The organism is Rhizobium sp. Root491 (assembly GCF_001427205.1).
GTDB lineage: Bacteria > Pseudomonadota > Alphaproteobacteria > Rhizobiales > Rhizobiaceae > Agrobacterium > Agrobacterium tumefaciens.
The window spans coordinates 40,810-60,528 of record NZ_LMFF01000017.1; the positions used below are offsets into that span (position 1 = coordinate 40,810).

The 19,719-nt window shown below is 57.5% G+C and carries 21 protein-coding genes and 1 pseudogene; 13 read left to right on the forward strand and 9 right to left on the reverse strand.

What is annotated here, in order from left to right; translation table 11 throughout:
* Positions 1-38: 38 nt before the first annotated feature.
* The 3 genes from ASD46_RS20335 to ASD46_RS20345 all read left to right on the forward strand — a co-directional run bounded on the left by ASD46_RS20335 (position 39) and on the right by ASD46_RS20345 (position 1,522).
* Complete coding sequence (locus ASD46_RS20335) at positions 39-476, forward strand: curlin (protein WP_013761025.1); 438 nt, start codon at positions 39-41, stop codon at positions 474-476.
* A gap of 65 nt (positions 477-541) precedes the next feature.
* Positions 542-940, forward strand: coding sequence for a curli-like amyloid fiber formation chaperone CsgH (gene csgH / locus ASD46_RS20340; protein WP_013761026.1), 399 nt, complete (start codon positions 542-544; stop codon positions 938-940).
* A 168-nt stretch (positions 941-1,108) separates the two neighbouring features.
* Entirely contained in the window at positions 1,109-1,522 is a 414-nt protein-coding gene (locus ASD46_RS20345; RefSeq protein ID WP_038495499.1) for a curlin, read from the forward strand.
* Between the two features lie 217 nt (positions 1,523-1,739).
* Here the strand turns inward: ASD46_RS20345 and phrB are convergent, their stop codons facing one another.
* The 6 genes from phrB to ASD46_RS20375 all read right to left on the reverse strand — a co-directional run bounded on the left by phrB (position 1,740) and on the right by ASD46_RS20375 (position 8,541).
* Positions 1,740-3,263, reverse strand: a complete 1,524-nt coding sequence (gene phrB, locus ASD46_RS20350; protein WP_082546224.1) for a (6-4)DNA photolyase — start codon at positions 3,261-3,263, stop codon at positions 1,740-1,742.
* 44 nt (positions 3,264-3,307) lie between these two features.
* Positions 3,308-3,868 (reverse strand): GNAT family N-acetyltransferase, encoded by a 561-nt coding sequence (locus tag ASD46_RS20355; protein ID WP_013761030.1) that lies wholly within the window; start codon positions 3,866-3,868, stop codon positions 3,308-3,310.
* A 102-nt stretch (positions 3,869-3,970) separates the two neighbouring features.
* The gene (locus tag ASD46_RS20360) at positions 3,971-4,966 is read right to left on the reverse strand and encodes a hypothetical protein (RefSeq protein WP_013761031.1); all 996 of its coding nucleotides are present in this window, start codon (positions 4,964-4,966) and stop codon (positions 3,971-3,973) included.
* Between the two features lie 150 nt (positions 4,967-5,116).
* Positions 5,117-6,442: a putative bifunctional diguanylate cyclase/phosphodiesterase gene (locus ASD46_RS20365; RefSeq protein WP_013761032.1), complete on the reverse strand. Its 1,326-nt coding sequence runs from the start codon at positions 6,440-6,442 to the stop codon at positions 5,117-5,119.
* 288 nt (positions 6,443-6,730) lie between these two features.
* Positions 6,731-7,756, reverse strand: a complete 1,026-nt coding sequence (locus ASD46_RS20370; RefSeq protein ID WP_013761034.1) for an SAM-dependent methyltransferase — start codon at positions 7,754-7,756, stop codon at positions 6,731-6,733.
* Positions 7,753-8,541 (reverse strand): DUF1295 domain-containing protein, encoded by a 789-nt coding sequence (locus ASD46_RS20375; RefSeq protein ID WP_038495952.1) that lies wholly within the window; start codon positions 8,539-8,541, stop codon positions 7,753-7,755. Before ASD46_RS20375 ends, ASD46_RS20370 begins: the two co-directional genes overlap by 4 nt.
* A gap of 192 nt (positions 8,542-8,733) precedes the next feature.
* Between ASD46_RS20375 and ASD46_RS20380 the strand changes: the two genes are divergently transcribed.
* The 7 genes from ASD46_RS20380 to ASD46_RS20410 all read left to right on the forward strand — a co-directional run bounded on the left by ASD46_RS20380 (position 8,734) and on the right by ASD46_RS20410 (position 14,383).
* A complete protein-coding gene (locus ASD46_RS20380; RefSeq protein WP_013761036.1) occupies positions 8,734-10,107 on the forward strand; it encodes an NAD(P)/FAD-dependent oxidoreductase in 1,374 nt (457 codons plus the stop codon).
* On the forward strand, positions 10,104-10,922 hold the full coding sequence (locus ASD46_RS20385; protein WP_013761037.1) for a DUF1365 domain-containing protein: 819 nt from the start codon (positions 10,104-10,106) through the stop codon (positions 10,920-10,922). The genes ASD46_RS20380 and ASD46_RS20385 overlap by 4 nt, the downstream gene beginning before the upstream one ends.
* Positions 10,909-12,141, forward strand: coding sequence for an SAM-dependent methyltransferase (locus tag ASD46_RS20390; RefSeq protein WP_019566745.1), 1,233 nt, complete (start codon positions 10,909-10,911; stop codon positions 12,139-12,141). The genes ASD46_RS20385 and ASD46_RS20390 overlap by 14 nt, the downstream gene beginning before the upstream one ends.
* Positions 12,142-12,169: 28 nt before the next feature.
* Positions 12,170-12,547, forward strand: a complete 378-nt coding sequence (locus ASD46_RS20395) for a DUF2147 domain-containing protein (RefSeq protein ID WP_019566744.1) — start codon at positions 12,170-12,172, stop codon at positions 12,545-12,547.
* 20 nt (positions 12,548-12,567) lie between these two features.
* Complete coding sequence (locus ASD46_RS20400) at positions 12,568-12,999, forward strand: DUF2177 family protein (protein ID WP_013761040.1); 432 nt, start codon at positions 12,568-12,570, stop codon at positions 12,997-12,999.
* Positions 13,000-13,130: 131 nt separating this feature from the next.
* Positions 13,131-13,673 carry a sigma-70 family RNA polymerase sigma factor gene (locus ASD46_RS20405; protein ID WP_004431393.1) on the forward strand — a complete coding sequence of 181 codons (543 nt, stop codon included), beginning with the start codon at positions 13,131-13,133 and terminating at the stop codon, positions 13,671-13,673.
* A complete protein-coding gene (locus ASD46_RS20410) occupies positions 13,670-14,383 on the forward strand; it encodes an anti-sigma factor domain-containing protein (protein ID WP_013761042.1) in 714 nt (237 codons plus the stop codon). Before ASD46_RS20405 ends, ASD46_RS20410 begins: the two co-directional genes overlap by 4 nt.
* A gap of 44 nt (positions 14,384-14,427) precedes the next feature.
* On the opposite strand, the gene ASD46_RS20415 is transcribed toward ASD46_RS20410, so the two are convergent.
* The 3 genes from ASD46_RS20415 to ASD46_RS20425 form a co-directional block, all read right to left on the reverse strand.
* Positions 14,428-15,144 (reverse strand): DUF72 domain-containing protein, encoded by a 717-nt coding sequence (locus ASD46_RS20415; protein WP_060642590.1) that lies wholly within the window; start codon positions 15,142-15,144, stop codon positions 14,428-14,430.
* Positions 15,145-15,209: 65 nt separating this feature from the next.
* Positions 15,210-15,803 (reverse strand): general stress protein, encoded by a 594-nt coding sequence (locus ASD46_RS20420; RefSeq protein ID WP_013761044.1) that lies wholly within the window; start codon positions 15,801-15,803, stop codon positions 15,210-15,212.
* A gap of 21 nt (positions 15,804-15,824) precedes the next feature.
* Complete coding sequence (locus ASD46_RS20425) at positions 15,825-16,142, reverse strand: PepSY domain-containing protein (RefSeq protein ID WP_013761045.1); 318 nt, start codon at positions 16,140-16,142, stop codon at positions 15,825-15,827.
* Positions 16,143-16,431: 289 nt separating this feature from the next.
* Between ASD46_RS20425 and ASD46_RS27195 the strand changes: the two are divergent.
* The 3 genes and pseudogenes from ASD46_RS27195 to ASD46_RS20435 form a co-directional block, all read left to right on the forward strand.
* Positions 16,432-16,533, forward strand: a pseudogene (locus tag ASD46_RS27195) (DUF892 family protein); the annotation flags it as partial.
* 86 nt (positions 16,534-16,619) lie between these two features.
* On the forward strand, positions 16,620-18,764 hold the full coding sequence (catE, locus tag ASD46_RS20430) for a catalase C (protein WP_060642591.1): 2,145 nt from the start codon (positions 16,620-16,622) through the stop codon (positions 18,762-18,764).
* A 117-nt stretch (positions 18,765-18,881) separates the two neighbouring features.
* Positions 18,882-19,691 carry a transglutaminase-like domain-containing protein gene (locus tag ASD46_RS20435; protein ID WP_013761048.1) on the forward strand — a complete coding sequence of 270 codons (810 nt, stop codon included), beginning with the start codon at positions 18,882-18,884 and terminating at the stop codon, positions 19,689-19,691.
* Positions 19,692-19,719: the final 28 nt, after the last annotated feature.

The window sequence follows — 19,719 nt, forward strand, 5'->3', positions numbered from 1 at the left end:
ACGTTCAACCGCGGTCTTATCCGCCTGAGGAGACAGTCATGATCCGTACGTCTTTCGTAGCAATTGCACTCTCCGCTCTCGTTGGCTTCACCGCCACGGCCCCCGCCATGGCCAACGATGTGCGCATCGAACAATATGGCTGGTCGAACTCTGCCGGTGGCGCACAGGAAGGTTATGGCAACCGGATCCGCACCTACCAGAACGGCGGCTATAACCGGATCGTCGGCCATCAATATGGTCGTCACAACCTTTCGGCTGTGGGTCAGGAGGGGCATGACAATTACGGCTCCACCTATCAGAACGGCAGCCGCAACGTGGCGGGCATCGGCCAGTTCGGCTCCAACCACACCACCATCCTGACCCAGGACGGCAACGGCAACATCGCGGCCGGCGTTCAGGTTGGCCGTGGCTGCAGCGCCAATGTGAACCAGGGCGGTAATGATAATGTCGCGGCCTTCGTGCAGGCCTGCCCGTAAGCCGCCGCAGGCCTTGACGTGCAACTGGTCGAGATCAAGTCAACAGATCATCAAGGAGACTAGCCATGCCCTACAGCGTCACACATCCACGCCGCCTGGCGGCTATCCTTGCCGTTGCACTGCTTCCCTTCGGCGCCATTGCAGCCATGTCGACCGCAAATGACCTGAGCGAAGGCAAGCTTTGCGAGATCAAGGCAACACCGCAGGCGGGCATGGTCAGGTTGGAGGCCTTCGCAAAGGGTAACACCGGTGCTGGAGGTACCTATGCCTTTCACGTCGAAAATTCAGGAGGCAGCGGGAGTTCCGTCATCAACCAGGGCGGCGGCTTTGATGCCGCTGCCGGGCGTTCGCAACTTCTGAGTTCGGTAACGCTTGGCGCGAAGGGAGCGCAGTACAAGGCAGTGCTAGATCTCGAAATCGATGGCAGGCGCTTCAGCTGCACGAAGCAGGTTGGCGGCGACTAGGCTGACCTCAACTATACATTTCCACCAGAGAGGGCGCCGGTTGAGCGCCCTTTTCTTTGATCCTCGTGCAGCGACTGAACGACATGTGAATGGGCAATTCCGTTCGGGTTCAGTTGCAGGATGCGAGATTGGATCATCGGCAAGGGCACTGACAGAATGGAGATCAGAATGACCCGCAACGTGTTGAAACTTCTCACCGTTACTCTGCTTGTTGGAGGCCTCGCGCCGCTCGGATTTACGGCTCCCGCCCATGCCGGTGGCCGCATTTCCTTTGACCTCGCGCCTGGCAATTCCGGGGATGAGGATCTGTTCTCAACCGGTCTGCGCGCCTACTCGCTTTATCGCGATCTGAAAGACGCAGACATCCGGCAACTGGGCCGGGGAAATGCGGCAGGCATCGCCCAGAACGGTCGCGGCAATCTCGGCTTTATCCGGCAGCGGGGCAACGGCCATTCCGCAACGCTGCAGCAAAACGGCAATAACAATGCCTATGGCATTTTCCAGTATGGGCGGAACACCGAAACCAACGTGGAGCAGAACGGAGACAACGGCAGCGGCCTGACATTCAGCTACGGCTGGTAAGTGATAGTTTAAAGTAAGCTGAGAAACGCGGCAGGCTTCACGTCGTTTCCGATAGCTCGCCTTCGCCGCTCTCATCATTGGCGCCATTGCCGCATGGACCGGCGGCGCTGTCGGTACCACGCGGAGCTGGTTTTACGAGCCGCGTCATGACGGAGATATGCGCAGGACAGCTCTGATCGGGTATCCCGCCGTCGGCAAAAACAGAGAAAGAGCCGCGTCAGCTCAGACGGTTCAAAAACAGAGCCGCCTTTGCTCTGATATCATGGCGGACGTCTTCGCTCATCCGGGACCATGTGGCGTAGGGCTGCGCCAGCCGATGGTTGGATTTCAGCCTTTCACGGTTGCGGGCCAGAAAATCCCAGTATAGCGCGTTGAATGGGCAGGCCTTGTCACCGAGACGCTCCTTGGGGTCATAGCGGCAATTACTGCAATAGTCCGACATGCGATTGATGTAGTTGCCACTTGCGGCATAGGGCTTTGTTCCGAGAAAGCCGCCATCGGTGAACTGGCTCATGCCGATCACATTCGGCAGCTCAACCCATTCATAGGCATCCGCATAGACCTCGAGATACCATTGATGAACGGCCTTCGGATCAATGCCGGCAAGAAGGGCAAAGTTTCCCGTGATCATCAGTCGCTGGATATGGTGAGCATAGGCATTTTCGATGGTTTCCGTAATTACGGTCGCCATGCAGTTCATGTGGGTTTTGCCCGTCCAGTAAAAGCCCGGCAGCGGCCTGTCGTTTTGGAAGAAATTGCTGTCGACATAGTCAGGCCCGGCAAACCAGTAGATGCCGCGCATATATTCCCGCCAGCCGATGATCTGGCGAATGAAACCCTCGACGGCATTGAGCGGTGCCGCGCCCTCGTAGTAGGCGCGCTCCGCCACCCTGCAGACCTCCAGCGCATCCAGCAGCCCGCAATTGATGTAAAAAGACAGAAGCGAGTGGTTGAGATACGGGTCATCCTGCAGCATGGCATCTTGCGTGGCGCCGAAATTCATCAGGAAATCGTTTATGAAGGCACTGAGCGCCCGCTCGGCATCGGCGCGGGTGACGGCGAACCCAAAGTTCTCAAGCTTGCCGAAATTGTCGGGAAACAGCCGCTCGACGGTGTCGATGACATCCCTTGTTATCCTGTCCGGTGCGAAGACCGGGTGTCTTGGCCTCAGCAGGTCCGGCTTGGCGGGACTGCGGTTTTCCGAGTCAAAATTCCAGCGTCCACCGACCGGCTCTTCGCCATTCATCAACAGGCCAGTCTTGCGACGCATTTCCCGGTAGAAATATTCCATCGTCAGGCTTTTGCGCCCGGCCGCCCAGCGCTCGAACTCCTCATGGCTGGCAAGAAAGCGCCGATCAGGGCGGATATCGACCTCGATATTGAAGGCACTGGCGAAGCGCTCGATCTCTGACTTGACGCGCCATTCTCCAGCCTCGGTGACGCAAATCCTGGAAGGGGTCAGGTCGTTTAACGCCCGCTGCACCTCACCCGAGAAGGAGCCCGCATTGTCGGGATCATCAATCCGCGTGTAGCGAACCCGGTATCCTTCGCCACGCAGTTCCTCGGCGAAGTGGCGCATGGCGGAAAAGATGAAGGCGATCTTCTTTTTGTGATGGCCGACATAGGTAGCCTCCGCCATTACCTCGCAAAGCAGGATCGTGTCGCGCGTCTTGTCGACACCATCCAGCGAAGATAGGGAGGGAGATAATTGATCGCCGAGGATCAAGACCAGTTGAGACACCGACAATTTCCTTCAAACCCGACATAATTATCACCTGCGCAAGATCACGGGCTAGACGCCCACTCCCTCTTCAGGGTGGCATAGATGAATTCATCCCCCCAGGTGCCGCCAAACCGGTCATTCTGGATCAAATGCGCTTCTTTCCGCAGGCCTAGGCGTTCAACAACGCCGATCGATCCGTGGTTCAGGGCATCCAGCCGCGCGAAAATCCGGTGATATCCGAGCGTCTCGAAGCCGAGGCTTATCATGGCCCGGACGGCTTCCGTCGCATATCCCTTACCTGAAAAATCAGGATTGAAGACATAACCGACTTCCGCCTGCAAAGCTGCCTTGCTCGCAATTTTAAGCAGGACTTCGCCGATCAACGTGTCATCGTCGCTGCGCGTAACGGCGAGTCGCAACGTATCGCCGTCCTCTTCGAACGGAGCCTCGAGCAGCGCTGCGAACTGCGTTTTCACCGCATCATCCGAAGGCGGTGCGGCATAGAGGAAACGGTAGACGTCATCGCGTGTGTGGTAATCGGCGTATGATGCGAGATCAGCGGCCTGGAATTTACGAAGGATCAGCCGGTCGGTCTTTATCGGTAGGTAGTTCTCAGGGTTCATTTATGCGCACTTTCAATAATGCGCGATATCTGGGGTCGCGTGCACCTGATCGCAAGAGAGCCCTCAATCGAGATCGTTCAGAGTATCTGGTCCACCAATGCGCTAGTCGGAAAGGGTGGCCAGAAGCTTTCCGCCTCTGTTCAGCACGCTTGACCGAGGCGACACCGGTTCAGAACCGGTGGACGCAGGTGATGGTGTTATCAACCATGCACCGGGATAATCAGTCCGGATGTGCCGGGGATTGAGGCGAATTCCAGTGCCGGCTGCGAAGTGGAGCGCGCCCGCCGTTGCTTCCTTCGACAAAACCGCACTTCGGATTTCATAGAGTTTTCTTTCTCCATCGAGGGCGAGCGTGACATCCTCAAGAGCGAAATCATCAATGCGGATAACCTGGCCCGTGGGCGTGTCGAGAACCCACCTGTCGGAATCGATGAAACCGTCGGTATAGACATTGCCGGTGGAGGCACGCAGAAATGTGCCCTTCGGCAAGACAATGCCGTCGACGATGTTCCCGTCGGCAAGGACACATCGGCTGAATACTGATACATCCCCGTCAGCCTTCAGGTCGAACTCCACCGGTTGTGCCGCATCGCAGCGCCAGCCGCTCTGCAGGGTCACGCCTGTGCCCGTCACCCGCATCGTCTCTGGAACAAAGCCGACGGTCTCATAATTTCCGTTGGTTTTTATCGCGATATAGCGGGCGATCTCGACGGCATCGACATTCGCGACCCGCACGGGATGGGGGAAGACCGCGCGGTTGAAGGATTCCCTGGTGTCGGCCACGGCCAGTTCAAGTTTCGTGCCTTTGGGCATGTCGATCTGGCCAAGGCGCACCGGCTCCCCAAGCTCCGGGCGATAGCTAGACGCCATTTCCCTGTCATAGGCACGCATCTGGAGATAGAAATTACCGAACTGCCAAAGTGTAAAAATCGCAATGGCGGTCGCCAGACCATAGGGCAGCATCATCGGGCGCGCCCAGCGGCCTCCTGCGTATCGTGCAACCAACACCACTGTCCAGATACCCCAGACCAGTGTCGTGGCAAGAAGGAAGGCAAGCAAAAGCAGCGTTTCGACGGAGGGTAGTGCTACTGGGATCATGCGAACCAACGAAATGATGCGGATCGGTAGCGATCCTGACAGGCAAGATAGCTCTACCCGACGAATGGTGCATTGTTCAACGGCCTGATCTGCCGGCCGGCACGCCACTGAATTCGATCCGGCTGCCTCAGCCTGTCGCAAAACGTCCGGTCAGGACGATGGACGGGCGGCATATTGCTCGAATTCGACGAGGCTCGTCGGCCTCGCAAAAAGATAGCCCTGAAACAATCGGCAGCCGTAGGACAGCATCATCCGCAGCTCCGCCTCGGTCTCCACGCCTTCGGCCAGAACTTCCAGTGAAAGGTCGTGCCCCATCTGGACGATGTTTCGCGTGATTGTCGCCATACGCCCGCTTTCGGTCACCCCCGTCACGAAGCTGCGATCAATCTTGATCTGTTTGAGCGGCAATTGCCGCAGGTAGCTCAGTGAGGAGTAGCCAGTGCCGAAATCGTCGAGTGAAATCGTAAAGCCGGAACGATCAAGGAGCTTCATTTTCGCGATCGCTGCCTCTATGTCGAATAGGAAAACGCTCTCGGTCAGCTCCAGCTTTAGAAGCTGTGGCTTGATGCCCTGAGACGAGGCGGCATCAAGAAGCTGCCCGGAAAATCCCGCGTCGACGAAATGATCGGCAGTGATGTTGATCGACAAGGTGAGATTCTGGGTTGCCGGGTCCTCTTGCCATCTCGCAAGTGTCTTGCAGGCTTCCGCAATGACCCAAGCGCCGATTGTCGGCATGAAACCGGTTTGCTGCGCAAGCGCGATGAAATCGGCTGGCGGGATGTATCCCCGTTTCGGGTGGTTCCACCGCAACAGCGCCTCTGCGCCAAGCAGCGTGCCATCCGCGCGGACCTGCGCTTGATAGAAAAGTTCAAACTGGCCATTCGAAAGCGCGGAACGCAGTTCCAGGGCTTTTTTCGTATGACTGCGAAACTGCGCCTGCATGGCGGCGACACCCCCACACAGCATCAACGCTGCGAAAACGCTGTTGAACCAGGCGCTGATGCTGCGCACATCCTGCGGCATGGGAGTACTGAACGAAAACCGCGCGGCCGACGCGCAGAAATAAACAAAAGCCACGAGACTTGCCGCGATGACCAGAAACTGGGCGGCGGAACGCTGGCGTTGAAAATTCATGTAGCCGACGAAGATGATGACGAGCAGGTAGAGATGCGTCGTCCTCGGTATGGTATCGTCTGAGACATCGATAGCGACGGAATACCAGCAGACGAACAGGATGCAGGCGCTCTGTGCCAGAATGAGTCCGAGGGAAAAGTGGCCCATCAGGCAAGTCAGCCAGCACGGCACGATCGCAACCCCTAGAATGAGGAGGCTGAGCGCAATGCCCCATCTTTCCGTGAGCATGAAAAACACGAACCAGCCAGTCGCCAGCGCCACGCCCATCCAGGCTGCAACTCGACACAGGAGAAGAAGATGCTGCGAATATTCCTCTCGGTCTTTTGTTTTCTGAAAAGGCATGCTGACCCTTGGCTTGGACTACGGGGCGAGCCCGCTCCTTGATGCAAAAGCCGAACGGAAGCTAGACGAGGTCGCCGAACTTCGCAGATTTCAAAAAACGGGGTTAAGCAAACAGGAATGAAATACACAAATTTTGCACGATCAAATCATGCACAATCAATCGCATATCCATTTTTCCCGCTTCGCCGGCCTCAGCGGCCTGCGCCAACCGAGGAGACACCTTCGCCGCATCGCGACGAAGGGCGAAGCGGCGCCGGATTGGGTTCGCATGCGCGTGTTTGCAGCGATCTAGACGCGCGCCATGAGGTAGTGTCCAACGCCCCAGACCTTACCGTCTTCGTGCCCGAAAAGACCTGCCGTCGCGAGGAAGAACAGTCTCCAACGCCGTTCCCACAAGCGCGCATCGTTGCCATAGACTCTCTGCAGGATCGGTCGGATACGGTCGATCTCCCGGTCGAAATTTCCAAGCCAGTCGAGGGCCGTCCGGCGATAATGTGATCCCGACCAGCGCCACTCCTGTTCCACGGTGAACTGCGCCGGGAAACGGTGAGGAAGATCGAAGGCAGGCATAATGCCGCCGGTGAAGAAATGCTGCGCGATCCAGTCTGCCCGGTTGCCATGGTCGAAACGATAGGATCGATCCCGGTGATTGAAGACGTGAAGGAAGAACTTGCCCTCGGGCGTCAGCCAGGAGCGGACGCGTTCGAACAATGCCTGCCAGTTCGACATGTGCTCGAACATTTCCACCGATACGACACGGTCGAAACGCTCATCAGTTGTGAAATCATTCATATCGGCCGTCACCACCGAGAGGTTCGACAGCCCACGCTCATTTGCACGTTCGATTATATATTCGCGCTGCGAAGCCGAATTTGAAACGGACGTAATCCGCGCATTGGGAAACCGGCCGGCCATATAAAGGGAGAGCGAACCCCAGCCACAGCCGAGTTCGAGAATATTCATCCCGTCCTGCAATCGGGCATGGGAAACGGTCTCTTCCAGCGCCAATGTTTCAGCCTCATCCAGAGTTGTCTGAGCATTGGGATAAAAGCAGCAGGAATATTTTCTTTGCGCGCCAAGGACGATTGCAAAGAATTCAGCCGGCACCTCGTAGTGCTGCCTGTTCGCCTCGTCGGTGTGCGTGGCGACGGGAAATTTCGCCATATCAGTCACAAAAGCGTTTTCTTCCGCCGCCGGAACGCCAGCAAGTCGCCGTTTGGTGCGCGCGCAGAGCATGTCGATGCCGGCAAGCGTCATATTGTCACTCAGCGGTGCGCGTTCGGCAGCATTGATGGCGAATGCGAGCATGTTCATGGCGTGTCCTCATTCTTGCGTGGCCCCGGAAAGAAGGCGTTGACGCGGTTTTGCAGGGCGCGGAATTTCTCTCCGCGTGATTTCAGCATGTGTTCTTCGAGCGGGGGAATGCCGGAGACGTGGACGAGCAGCCAGTACATCATGGCTGGCGCAGCAAGCGACAACCATGACCACGGCTGCGCATGGATGGCCAACAACGGAAAGCCGCACCAGAAAAGCCACTCGAAAAAGTAGTTGGGATGACGCGAATAACGCCACAGACCAGTCTCGCAGACGCCGGTTTTGGCCTCCGGGGTTTTTCTGAACTGTGAAAGCTGTGCATCGGAGGTCGCTTCTCCAACAAGCGCACCAGCCGCGACGATCAACGCTATCACATCGATAATGCTTGGAAGTGGCAGAGGATTGCTGGCGGCAAGATAGACGGCGAGAACCAGCACAAAGGCGGCAACGGCCTGAATCTGAAGAAAGGCGAATAGCCGCAACGAGGCATTGCTGCCCCATTCTTCTATAAGCTTCGCGTAACGTGGATCTTCGCCACCTCCCCTCGTCCGCATGCCGATGTGTCCCGCGAGCCGCAGCGACCACACCAATACGAGAAAGAGAACCGCTCCCCGGCGCCAGCTATCTCCATCGGAAAACAAGACGGCAACCACGCCGCCGACCCCGACACTCGCAGACCAGACGGTGTCGATCCAGCCACTCGATCCTGTGTAACGCTGCAACGCCCAGGCTGCCGCCATCAGAAGCGACATCAGCACGGCAAGGGCCACCACAACAGACATCATCACCATTCCGCTCACTGTATTCGAAGGACTTCAGACCAAGTTTCCAGTGGCAACTACGGGCGAGACGGCAAAAGAGTTTCAAGCGCCTGACAAAATTCTGAAAAATTTGCGCGCCGCTGAAACTTATCGATCCGCTCCTTCGTATCTGTCGCAGGCCGTAAAACTGAATTGTGAATGCAATAGCGAGGAACCATGTTCGATACCGAAGCCAAAAGAAAAGACAGCCGGCGAAACATCGCCGTGATCGGAACAGGCATTTCCGGTCTGTCTGCGGCCTGGCTTTTGTCGAAACGGCATGATGTCACGGTTTTCGAGGCTGCGGACCGCGTCGGCGGCCACAGCAACACCGTGACGTTCAAAACTGAACAGGGTGTGGTGTCTGTCGATACGGGGTTCATCGTCTATAATGAGGTGACGTATCCCAATCTGACGGCACTTTTCAAAACGCTGGGAGTGACGACCGCGGCATCCGACATGTCCTTTGCCGTTTCACTGGATGATGGCGGTTTCGAATATTCCGGCGGCTCTGGCTTTGGCCTTTTGGCGCAAAAGAGAAATGCCGTTAGACCGCGCTTCTGGGCAATGCTTGCCGACCTCTTGCGCTTTTATCGCAATGCCCCGCGCGATCTGCCGATGATGGGCGACATGTCGCTCGATGAGTATCTTTCTCAAAACAACTATGGCGACGCCTTTCGCAACGATCATCTTTACCCGATGGCAGCAGCCATCTGGTCTACCCCGGCCATGGAAGTCGGCCGTTACCCGGCAGCACATTTCGTGAAGTTCTGCAGCAATCACGGCCTGCTGTTGCTCCGCAACCGGCCCGTCTGGCGCACCGTTGTCGGCGGCAGCCGGGAATATGTGAAACGACTCACTGCGCCATTCGCCGATCGCATTCGGCTCTCGACACCTGTGACGCGCATCCACCGCCTGGCGGACGGGGTCGAGATCGCCAACACTAACGGCGAATTCGAACGGTTCGACGATGTGGTGATTGCCACACACGCAGATCAGGCGCTGGAGATGCTGACGGACGCGACGCAAGCCGAACGGCGCATTCTCGGCGCGTTTGGCTATACGAAAAACAGGGCGGTACTGCACACGGACAGCAGTTTCATGCCCCGCAGGCGCACCGCCTGGTCAAGCTGGAACTATGTGGCCGATACACGCATTGAAACGGGGCAGCCGAGCATCACCTACTGGATGAACAAGCTTCAGCCTCTGGGTGCAATCCCTGACACCTTCGTAACGCTGAACCCGACACGCGAACCGGAAAAGGGAAAAATCATCACCGAGGAAACTTACCACCATCCTGTTTTCGATGCCGGCACCGAGCAGATGAGGCAGGAACTGTGGGCCTTGCAGGGTTTGAGAAACACCTGGTTCTGCGGCGCCTATTTTGGCTCGGGTTTTCATGAAGACGGCATTCAGGCAGGGCTTGCCGTCGCCGAGGATCTGGGCGGCCTGTCGAGGCCCTGGAAGGTTACCGATGATAGCGGCCGGATCGTCCGTCTGAATTTGGCTTCGCGGAAAAGAACGATCAAACTCGTTGAGGCGATCCCATGACGTCTCATTTCTCCTCCGCGCTTTTTCCCGGACATGTCATGCATGCGCGCTTCAAGCCGAAAGCGCACCGGCTCGCCTATCGCATTTACTCGCTGCTTCTCGACCTTGATGAACTCGATGCGCTTGACCGTAAGCTGCGGCTGTTCTCCGTCGATCGTTTCAACCTGTTTTCCTTTCACCGCCGGGACCGCGGCGACGGGAGCAAGATGGAATTGCGCAACCAGATCGAAAACGCCATGACGGCCGCAGGCATGACCGTCGATGGTGGTCCGATCCGTCTGCTCACCATGCCGCGCATCCTTGGCTGGGCCTTCAATCCACTCAGCGTGTTTTTCTGCCACGGCCGGAACGGGTCTCTCAAAGCCATTCTCTGGGAAGTCGACAACACGTTCGGCGAGCGGCATTCCTATCTGATCCCGGTGGAGACAGAAGGTGCGGCCGAGATCGTCCAGCGCTGCGACAAGGCCTTCTATGTCTCGCCCTTCATGGACATGGATCTCCGTTATGTATTCCGGGTCATACCACCCGGCGACAAGCTGAAGATCGTTATCGATACATTTGACGACGAGGGGCCAGTCCTGACTGCAAGGCATCTGGCGCGGCGTGTCGAGCTGACCGATGGCGCGCTGCTGAAGGCTTTTGTCACCATCCCCTTTCTTACCCTCAAGGTTGTTGCCGGCATCCATTGGGAAGCACTTAAAATATGGCTCAAGGGTGTGCGGTTAAGAAAACGACCGCGTCCACCTTCTGCCCCTGTCTCCTTCATTCACCCATCACCATCGCAAATCGAGGCCAAACTTCATGACCCCGTTTGACAATCTCAACGAACTATCGCTGGAAAACACGCAGATGCGGCAACGCACCGGTCCCGAAGGCTGGCTCATGGCCAAGCTCTTGAACAACGTCTCCAAAGGCAGACTGCGCGTCATGCTGCCCGGTGGCGGCGTGATTGAGAAATCCGGGGAACATGAGGGCACCGAGGCGACGCTTGTTCTCCATCGCTGGCGCGCGCTACGGCGGCTCATCCTCAATGGCGACATCGGTTTTGCCGAGGGTTACATCGAAGACGACTGGTCCACACCGGATCTGACCGCCCTGATCCGTTTTGCGGCACAGAACAACGACGCTTTCGGGGGATCGACGCGCGGTAGCCTGCCCATGCGCCTCATCAATCGCCTTGGCCACCGCCTGAACGCCAATACAAAGCGCGGCAGCCGCCGCAACATCGAGGCCCATTACGATCTCGGCAACGAATTCTACCGGCAATGGCTCGATTCCTCGATGCTCTATTCGTCGGCGATTTTCGACGATACGACGCCAACGCTTGAGGCGGCCCAACTCAAAAAACTCAACCGCATCGTCGACAAGCTGCAATTGAGCGGCGGTGAGAGCGTATTGGAGATTGGCTGCGGCTGGGGCGCGCTTGCAATCCACCTCGCGACCCAGGCGGATGCCAACGTTACCGGCCTTACCCTTTCGCCATCTCAGTTGAATTGGGCAAAGGCGGCAGCGGAGAAAACCGACAAGGCTGAGCATATCGATCTCAGGCTCGAGGACTACCGCGATGTCGAAGGCAAGTTCGACCGCATCGTTTCCGTCGAGATGTTCGAAGCGGTCGGTGAGGCCTATTGGCCGAGCTATTTCGAAACACTGAAACGCTGCCTGAAACCCGGCGGGCGCGCGGTGCTGCAAATCATCTCCATTGAACCTGCCCGGTTCGATAATTACCGGCGAAACGCGGACTTCATCCAGAAATACATCTTTCCGGGCGGCTTCCTGCCATCTGACGAAGCCCTTGAAAGAGCAATCGGCAGGGCGGGTCTGAGCCTCGCCGATACCGAGCTTTTCGGCCAGTCCTATGCCCGCACGCTGGCGGAATGGCGCCAGCGTTTCCATGCGCGCTGGCAGACAATCTCGCTGCTGGGTTTCGATGACCGCTTCAGGCGGCTCTGGGATTATTACCTCTGCTACTGCGAAGCCGGCTTTACCGAGGGAACCATCAATGTTGGCTTCTACACGATCGAGCACAAATAAGGCGGGGCAACAACTGCGGAGAAAGACGATGAAAATCAATCCCTTGATAATCGCATCTGTCCTGGGTCCGATGCTTGCGGCCTCTGGTGCCGGAGCAGCCGACATCGACGGAAACTGGGCGCGCGGCGACGGCAACGCGAAAGTGCTAATCGCACCCTGCGGCGACAATATATGCGCCACCAATACCTGGATCAAACCGGGCACGCCCGAGGAAAAGACCGGTGACCGGCTGATCATGACCATAAAGCCAGATGAAACAGGCGTCTATTCGGGCACTGCCTTCGATCCGCAACGCGACAAATCCTACAAGATAACCGTGACGGTTGATGGCAACAGCATGACCACCAAGGGCTGCATCGTCGCTGGTCTCCTGTGCAAGGGCATTACCTGGGCCCGCATCAACTAGACTCTGGAAAGGACAAACCGATGAAGACCTATATCTCAGCCTACTTCTTCACCCTCATCGCCTTTCTGGTGATCGACTTCATCTGGCTAAGCACCATGGCGTCGCGACTTTATCGCCCGGCGATCGGCGATCTTCTGGCTGAGAACTTCCGGCTGGCCCCGGCGATCATCTTTTATCTCATCTACGCGGCAGGACTGACCTTTCTTGCGGTTCGTCCGGCCCTCATATCAGGCCAGTGGACGACCGCGTTGGTTTATGGTGCAGCCGTCGGCTTCATGGCCTATGCCACATATGATCTCACCAATCAGGCAACGTTGAAAAGCTGGTCCACGACATTGACCATCGCAGATCTTCTGTGGGGCACCTTCGTGTCCGCAGCCGCTGCCATCATCGGTTACATCGTCACCGTACGGCTGGTCGGTCCACTGCAAAATCCGGCAGGTGTGTTATGACAGCGACCATCCCTGCCGCCTGCTTCCACCCGGCCAATTTTTGGCCGGGAAGACGTGAACTTCATTTCGCGCATGCCTTGCCTTCCCACAAAGGACAACCCTATATAGGAGGCGCAAGAAGGGATGTTCGAATGCAGGGTACAGAGATAGCAACGCTCATAAACCGCGTCGGCATGGGCGACCGCTCGGCATTCGTTTCCCTCTATCAAGCCACCAGCCCGAAGCTTTATGCGATCTGCCTGAAAATCCTGCGTGACAGGACCGAAGCCGAAGAAGCGCTTCAGGAAGTCTATATCAAGATCTGGCAAAGAGCCCTCACATTTGCAGCAAGCGCCGGCACACCGTCGACGTGGCTCGCCGCAATCGCCCGCAACCATGCGATCGATACGATCAGGGCGCGCAAACCCGTGGGCGACGACATTGACGAAGCCTATGACCTTGCCGATGACAGCATCCGCAATCCGGAGCAGCAGGTCGTTCTGGCCGATGAGGGTCGCAGGATCGACAATTGCATGCAGGAACTTGAAACGGTTCATGCGCAGGCGGTGCGTCGTGCCTATATCGAAGGGCTGAGCTATATCGAACTCGCCAAAGAATTGCGGGTGCCACTCAACACGGTCAGAACCTGGCTGCGGCGAAGCCTTCTCAAACTCAGAGAGTGCATGCAGCGATGACCACGAGCGAAAACAGCGAGGGCATGCATTCGCGCGACGAAATCCTCGCTGGCGAATATGTGCTCGGCGTGCTGCCGTTTGAAAAGCGTCGTGAGGTCGAGCGGCGCATGCAGGACGACAGGGTCTTCGCGCAGCTGGTCCACCGTTGGGAAAGCGAATTTTCAGACTTCAACGTGGATTATGAAGAACAGGCGCCGAGTGCGGCCATTCTCGCCCGCATTGAAGAACGCCTGTTCGGCAGCAAGACCAGCAACGCCAATGGCAGCCTGTGGAGTTCCGCATCCTTCTGGCGATGGATATCGGTCGTCACGAGCGCGACTGCCGTTGCGGCAATCGTTTACGCCGCATTTCCCGAAAAATGGCAGGGCACAGCTCCGCTGGTAGCCGAACTTTCGACAACGGACAGTCAGGTCAACCTGCTTGCATCCTATGATGCAGAGACCGGCAGGATGCACATTATACCGGTTGCGACCGGCAAGGCCGATGAGAAATCACTGGAACTGTGGCTTGTGATGGATGGCGGCAAGACCCGCTCGCTCGGTGTCTTCCAGCCCGGAACGAATGGCGATCTCATTATCCCGGCGGATATGCGTAACAATATTTCGGAAGGCACGACCTTCGCGATCAGCGTGGAACCCTTCGGTGGATCACCAACTGGTCAGGCAACCGGACCTGTAATCGCGATCGGCACTGCACGAAGGCAGCTTTAAACGTCACGCCTTCATGCGCTTTTGCCAACTGCTGAAACATGATTTCAGTCTGCGCACCGTTTAGTGGTTGCGCAATCATCGAGCATTGCCAGCGCGTTCTTTATTGCGGCACCGGAGGCGGTATTGTCGAAAACGCACCAGGATTCGGCGGAAAGGCTTTTTCTAAACGAGAGGATTTCGGCGGCGCTGTATTCGGAATAATAAATCCGGGGAGCGCCGTGGAGCCGGACATATTTGGGCGGCTCGGAAAAATCACTCGCCGGCCAGACCGGTGCAGGATCGGCCAGCACACGATCAATGGCATAGCGTTGCAGAACCTCTTGCGCTGAATGCGTAGCCCAACTTGTGTGACGCGGTTCGAGTACCAGCATGCCGGGAAAGGTCTGACGCACAGCATCAAACGCGACCTCCGCGTCGGAGGCATCAAATATGAGATTGGGTGGCAACTGGCACAATAAGGGTCCAAGCTTGCCATCCAGCGCCGCAAGTTCCCCAACGAATGCCTTGAAGACTTGTCCGATTTCCCGCAACCGGCGCTCATGCGTGATCTCGCGCGGCAGCTTCACGGCGAAGCGGAAGTCATCGGGCACCGAATTTGCCCAACGCTCGAACGTCGTTGGCCGGTGGTGGCGATAAAAGGTGGAGTTGATCTCGACGCCGTTGAACACGGCAGCATATCGGTTTAGCCCACTTCCCGTTTCGGGAAAACGGTGCGCCACAGTCTTGGGGATCGACCATCCAGCTGTTGCAATTACCGGCACTTTCACCTGCCCCTAGGCTATCAAAGAGAAGGCCGGCACATGCCGACCTTCCCTGTTTCTAACGCTTAGCGTCTGTAACGCAGACGTTCCTGTTCGATTTCAGTGGGCTCATAAGGGTCGAGCGTGTCGTCAAACCGTGACCAACCGTCTTCGGCATAGGCCGCGCGCCGCTTGTCCGGATCAACCCAGTTGGACTGGCGCAGGACTTCTTCGGCGTCCGTGTAAAGGCTGTCCTCGACCTTCGCGGTCACGAGCGTGCCACCCCGGCGAACGCCTTCTGCGTAAACATGGGCGTGGTCTTCGGAAACGCCTGCGTCCGTCAGCGCGCCGATAAGGCCGCCGGCGGCACCGCCTGCAACGGCACCGGCAACAGCGCCTGCAGCCGTCGCAGCAAGCCAGCCTGCCGCAACCACCGGTCCGACGCCGGGAATTGCCATGATGCCAAGGCCTGTCAACAGGCCGCCGACACCACCGACGGCAGCGCCGATGCCGGCACCCGTGCCAGCGCCTTCGGCAGCTTTTGTATCATTGCCATGGCGTTCGTCTGCATTGTTGGAAACAATGCTGATATCTTTAGACGGCACGCCGCGTTGTTCCAGTGCAGTAACGGCGGCGCTGGCATCGGAGTAGTCGTCGAAAAGTCCGGTAACGGTCTTCATAGGATTCTCCCAAAGATTGAATTAGTTAGCGACAATATTGCCCTGATAGTCGAGCGCCACGTTTACGGACTTGCCGTCTTTCGAGGCCTTGGCTTGCCACACGCCCTTGTCGTCGAGCGTAAGACCGGTCACTTCGGCATATCCGGCGTCCATAAGGCGTTTATTCGCCTGTTCCTCTGTAAAGCTGTTTGCGCCTTCCACAGGCGCAGTCGCATTCTTGGTGTCTGGCGTAGCGACGGCAGGCTTGCTGCCATCGGTGGCTGGAGCGGTGGACGTCTGAGCGAAGGCGCCAAGGGTCGACGCGCCGAGAAGCGCGGCGGCTAAAAGAAGCTTTTTCATGATTTTTCCTCGTTGTAGCCTTCAGTGCAGGCTCGACAGGGAAACAACATGTCGGGCCTCATGGTTCCGCCAATCTGAAAATAGAATTTGCAGGCCTTGCCGTTCCATCATCGTCGAAACGCAACCGAACTATCTCTGCCGGATGAGGAACGTCCGCCTATTCAACCGGTTACTGGCATCGCTGTGATGCCACCGCGGACCGGAATGTGAATTCTTTTCCGGGAGCAGGAACATCGTCTCCACTCAGGGGTTGTCCAAGTACATCATTCAAAGTTGATCGGATTCCCACATGCCTGCGGAAACTACATTGCATGACCTGTTCCTCGATACGCTCAAGGACATCTGTCTCGCCGAACAACAAGTGCTGAAGGCTCTGCCGAAGACCGTGCGGGGACCCTTCCAAGCTTAGGCCGCCTTTTGGGGCGGCTTTTTCATTTCCGGGTCGGATAGGCCCCTTCCAATTTCAGGAGTCACACCATGGCCAAGACCACATCAACATCACCAAGCGACAAGACCGAAACCGTGACGATCCATGACCAGAAGCTGGAGCGCGGTGCTGGCGGCGAGCTGCATCAGACAGCCGAAAACGACGCGCCGGTGCTGACGACCGCTCAAGGGGGGCCGGTCGCGGACGACCAGAATTCTCTAAGGGTCGGGCCGCGCGGGCCGCTCGTCGTTGATGATTTCCATTTCCGCGAAAAGATCTTCCATTTCGACCATGAGCGCATTCCCGAGCGCGTCGTGCATGCGCGCGGCTACGGCGCGCATGGCTTCTTCGAGACCTACGAGTCCTTCTCCGCATACACAAAGGCGGATTTCCTGCAGCGCGCCGGCGAAAAGACACCAGCCTTCGTCCGTTTCTCGACGGTTGCGGGCAACAAGGGCTCAGCCGACCTTGCGCGCGACGTGCGCGGTTTCGCAGTGAAGCTCTATACACAGGAAGGCAACTGGGATCTCGTCGGCAATAATATTCCTGTCTTCTTCATTCAGGACGCAATCAAGTTTCCCGACCTGATCCACGCCGCCAAGCAGGAACCTGACCGGGCTTTTCCGCAGGCGCAGACGGCCCATGACAATTTCTGGGACTTCATCAGCCTGACGCCGGAAAGCATGCACATGGTCATGTGGGCCATGTCGGATCGTACCATACCGCGGTCTTTCCGCTTCATGGAGGGTTTCGGCGTTCATACCTTCCGCCTGGTGAATGCAAAGGATCAATCGACCTTCGTCAAGTTCCACTGGAAGCCGAAGCTCGGGCTTCAATCGGTCGCCTGGAACGAGGCGGTCAAGATCAATGGCGCCGATCCCGATTTCCATCGCCGCGATCTGTGGCAGGCGATCCAGTCCGGCAACTTCCCGGAATGGGAATTGCAGGTGCAGCTCTTCGATCAGGAGTTTGCCGACAGCTTCGATTTCGACGTGCTCGATCCGACAAAGATCATCCCCGAGGAAATCCTGAAGCCGCAGCCGGTCGGACGACTGGTACTCGACCGTATGCCCGACAACTTCTTTGCCGAGACCGAGCAAGTTGCGTTCATGACGCAGAACGTGCCGCCGGGTATCGACTTCAGCAATGATCCGCTGTTGCAGGGTCGCAACTTTTCCTATCTCGACACCCAGCTGAAACGCCTTGGTGGGCCAAACTTCACCCATCTGCCGATCAATGCACCGAAGTGTCCCTTCGCGCATTTCCAGCAGGATGGCCACATGGCCATGCGCAATCCTGTTGGCAGGGTGAATTACCAGCCGAACTCGTTCGGTGAAGGCCCGAGAGAGTCGCCGAGCCGGGGGTATCGTCATTTTCCGGCAGAAGAACAGGGGATCAAGGCGCGGCTGCGCCCCGAGAGCTTTGCCGACCACTACAGCCAGGCACGGCAATTCTACATCAGCCAGACCCCGCCAGAACAGCGTCATATCGCGGCAGCCCTGACATTTGAACTGAGCAAGGTGGAAACAGCCGTGATCCGCGAACGCATGGTGTCGCATCTCATGAACATCGACGAGACGCTGGCAAACACCGTCGCGCAGAAGCTGGGTTTCAAGTCCATGCCGAAGCCGGCGGATGCGGCCATGCCGACACGTCAGGATCTGGAACCCTCGCCGGCGCTCAGCATCGTTGCGCGTGGTCCGAAACGCTTCGAAGGCCGCAAGCTTGGTATACTCGTCACCGATGGTGTCGACGCCAAATTGCTGAACGGCCTGACGTCGGCGATTACCAAGGAAAAAGCCGTCTGCGAATTGATAGCCCCGAAGGTCGGTGGCGTCACCGCCTCAGACGGGAGCTGGATTGAGGCCCATCACATGATCGACGGCGGGCCATCGGTTCTCTTCGATGCAGTTGCACTGTTGACTTCTGCCGAGGGGATAGACGATCTGGTCAACGAGGCGACGGCGCGTGACTTCGTGGCCGATGCTTTCCAGCACTGCAAGTTCATCGGTTACGACCAGTCGGCGCTGCCATTGCTGGAAAAGGCCGGTATCGCAAGCGATCTTGACGAGGGCACGATTATCCTCCCAGGTGAGGAAGGCCTCGCTGGCTTCGTGTCGAACCTTGGCAAGCTGCGTGTCTGGGGACGGGAACCTTCCGTAAAACTCGGCAAGGCGTCACCGCCGGTAAAGTGAAATCACAGGCGGGCGCGGCTACAATGCCGCGCCTTGATGACGCACGATCGCCCGCCCGAGGGCGTGAAAACGTTTCAGCGTGAACAACATCAAGATGGCTCATGAAGGATGTACTGAATGAAGATTCGCGCCGGGTTCGATATTGCTTATGAATGCGAGAATGAGACGGCAATGCTGCTTGTTCTCAATCTCCACCCCAGCCGGCGCGCAGATCTGCTCACCGAACAGGTGCTGACCTTCGACAGGCCGATCGAGGCCTGGGGTTATATGGATATCTTCGGGAACGCCTGCAGCCGCATAACCGCACCGCCAGGCGTGACGACGATCTCGACGCGGTTCGACATATATGACGGCGGCCTGCCAGATCCCGTTCCTGAAAACGCTTTCCAGCACGATATCAAGGATTTACCAGACGATGTTCTAGTGTTCCTGCTAGGCAGCCGTTACTGCGATACCGACCGCCTGGCGGACTTCGCCTGGAAAAACTTCTCGGCAACACCGCTCGGCTGGCCCCGTGTGCAGGCGATCCTCGATTTTGTGCATTCCCATATTGTCTTCGACTACGAGAAAGCCGATCCGCTCAGGACAGCATATGGCGGCTTCATCGACCGGACCGGGGTTTGCCGCGATTTCGCACATCTTGCGATCACCCTCTGCCGTTGCATGAATATCCCCGCTCGCTATTGCACGGGCTATCTCGGTGATATCGGCGTGCCGAAAGACCCCAATCCGATGGATTTCAGCGCCTGGTTCGAAGTCTATCTCAGCGGCCGCTGGTATACGGTCGATGCCCGTCACAACAGGCCCCGCATCGGACGCATCTTGATGGCGACAGGACGAGATGCGACGGACGTCGCCCTGTCCACCGCCTTCGGGCCGGCTATCCTGAAGCGGTTCGAAGTCATTACGGAAGAACTGGCCGGATAGCGACGGGTAGCGTCAAGACGCTCAGGTC

Excerpts from the sequence above, each read along its gene's own strand:
- ASD46_RS20410 (WP_013761042.1), top strand. The coding sequence starts at position 13,670 with ATGACCACGAGCGAAAACAGCGAGGGCATGCATTCGCGCGACGAAATC.
- ASD46_RS20385 (WP_013761037.1), top strand. The coding sequence starts at position 10,104 with ATGACGTCTCATTTCTCCTCCGCGCTTTTTCCCGGACATGTCATGCAT.
- ASD46_RS20380 (WP_013761036.1), top strand. The coding sequence starts at position 8,734 with ATGTTCGATACCGAAGCCAAAAGAAAAGACAGCCGGCGAAACATCGCC.
- ASD46_RS20355 (WP_013761030.1), bottom strand. The coding sequence starts at position 3,868 with ATGAACCCTGAGAACTACCTACCGATAAAGACCGACCGGCTGATCCTT.
- ASD46_RS20370 (WP_013761034.1), bottom strand. The coding sequence starts at position 7,756 with ATGAACATGCTCGCATTCGCCATCAATGCTGCCGAACGCGCACCGCTG.
- ASD46_RS20395 (WP_019566744.1), top strand. The coding sequence starts at position 12,170 with ATGAAAATCAATCCCTTGATAATCGCATCTGTCCTGGGTCCGATGCTT.
- ASD46_RS20400 (WP_013761040.1), top strand. The coding sequence starts at position 12,568 with ATGAAGACCTATATCTCAGCCTACTTCTTCACCCTCATCGCCTTTCTG.
- csgH (WP_013761026.1), top strand. The coding sequence starts at position 542 with ATGCCCTACAGCGTCACACATCCACGCCGCCTGGCGGCTATCCTTGCC.
- ASD46_RS20335 (WP_013761025.1), top strand. The coding sequence starts at position 39 with ATGATCCGTACGTCTTTCGTAGCAATTGCACTCTCCGCTCTCGTTGGC.
- ASD46_RS20425 (WP_013761045.1), bottom strand. The coding sequence starts at position 16,142 with ATGAAAAAGCTTCTTTTAGCCGCCGCGCTTCTCGGCGCGTCGACCCTT.
- catE (WP_060642591.1), top strand. The coding sequence starts at position 16,620 with ATGGCCAAGACCACATCAACATCACCAAGCGACAAGACCGAAACCGTG.
- ASD46_RS20360 (WP_013761031.1), bottom strand. The coding sequence starts at position 4,966 with ATGATCCCAGTAGCACTACCCTCCGTCGAAACGCTGCTTTTGCTTGCC.
- ASD46_RS20375 (WP_038495952.1), bottom strand. The coding sequence starts at position 8,541 with ATGATGTCTGTTGTGGTGGCCCTTGCCGTGCTGATGTCGCTTCTGATG.
- ASD46_RS20365 (WP_013761032.1), bottom strand. The coding sequence starts at position 6,442 with ATGCCTTTTCAGAAAACAAAAGACCGAGAGGAATATTCGCAGCATCTT.
- ASD46_RS20390 (WP_019566745.1), top strand. The coding sequence starts at position 10,909 with ATGACCCCGTTTGACAATCTCAACGAACTATCGCTGGAAAACACGCAG.
- ASD46_RS20420 (WP_013761044.1), bottom strand. The coding sequence starts at position 15,803 with ATGAAGACCGTTACCGGACTTTTCGACGACTACTCCGATGCCAGCGCC.
- ASD46_RS20435 (WP_013761048.1), top strand. The coding sequence starts at position 18,882 with ATGAAGATTCGCGCCGGGTTCGATATTGCTTATGAATGCGAGAATGAG.
- ASD46_RS20345 (WP_038495499.1), top strand. The coding sequence starts at position 1,109 with ATGACCCGCAACGTGTTGAAACTTCTCACCGTTACTCTGCTTGTTGGA.
- ASD46_RS20405 (WP_004431393.1), top strand. The coding sequence starts at position 13,131 with ATGCAGGGTACAGAGATAGCAACGCTCATAAACCGCGTCGGCATGGGC.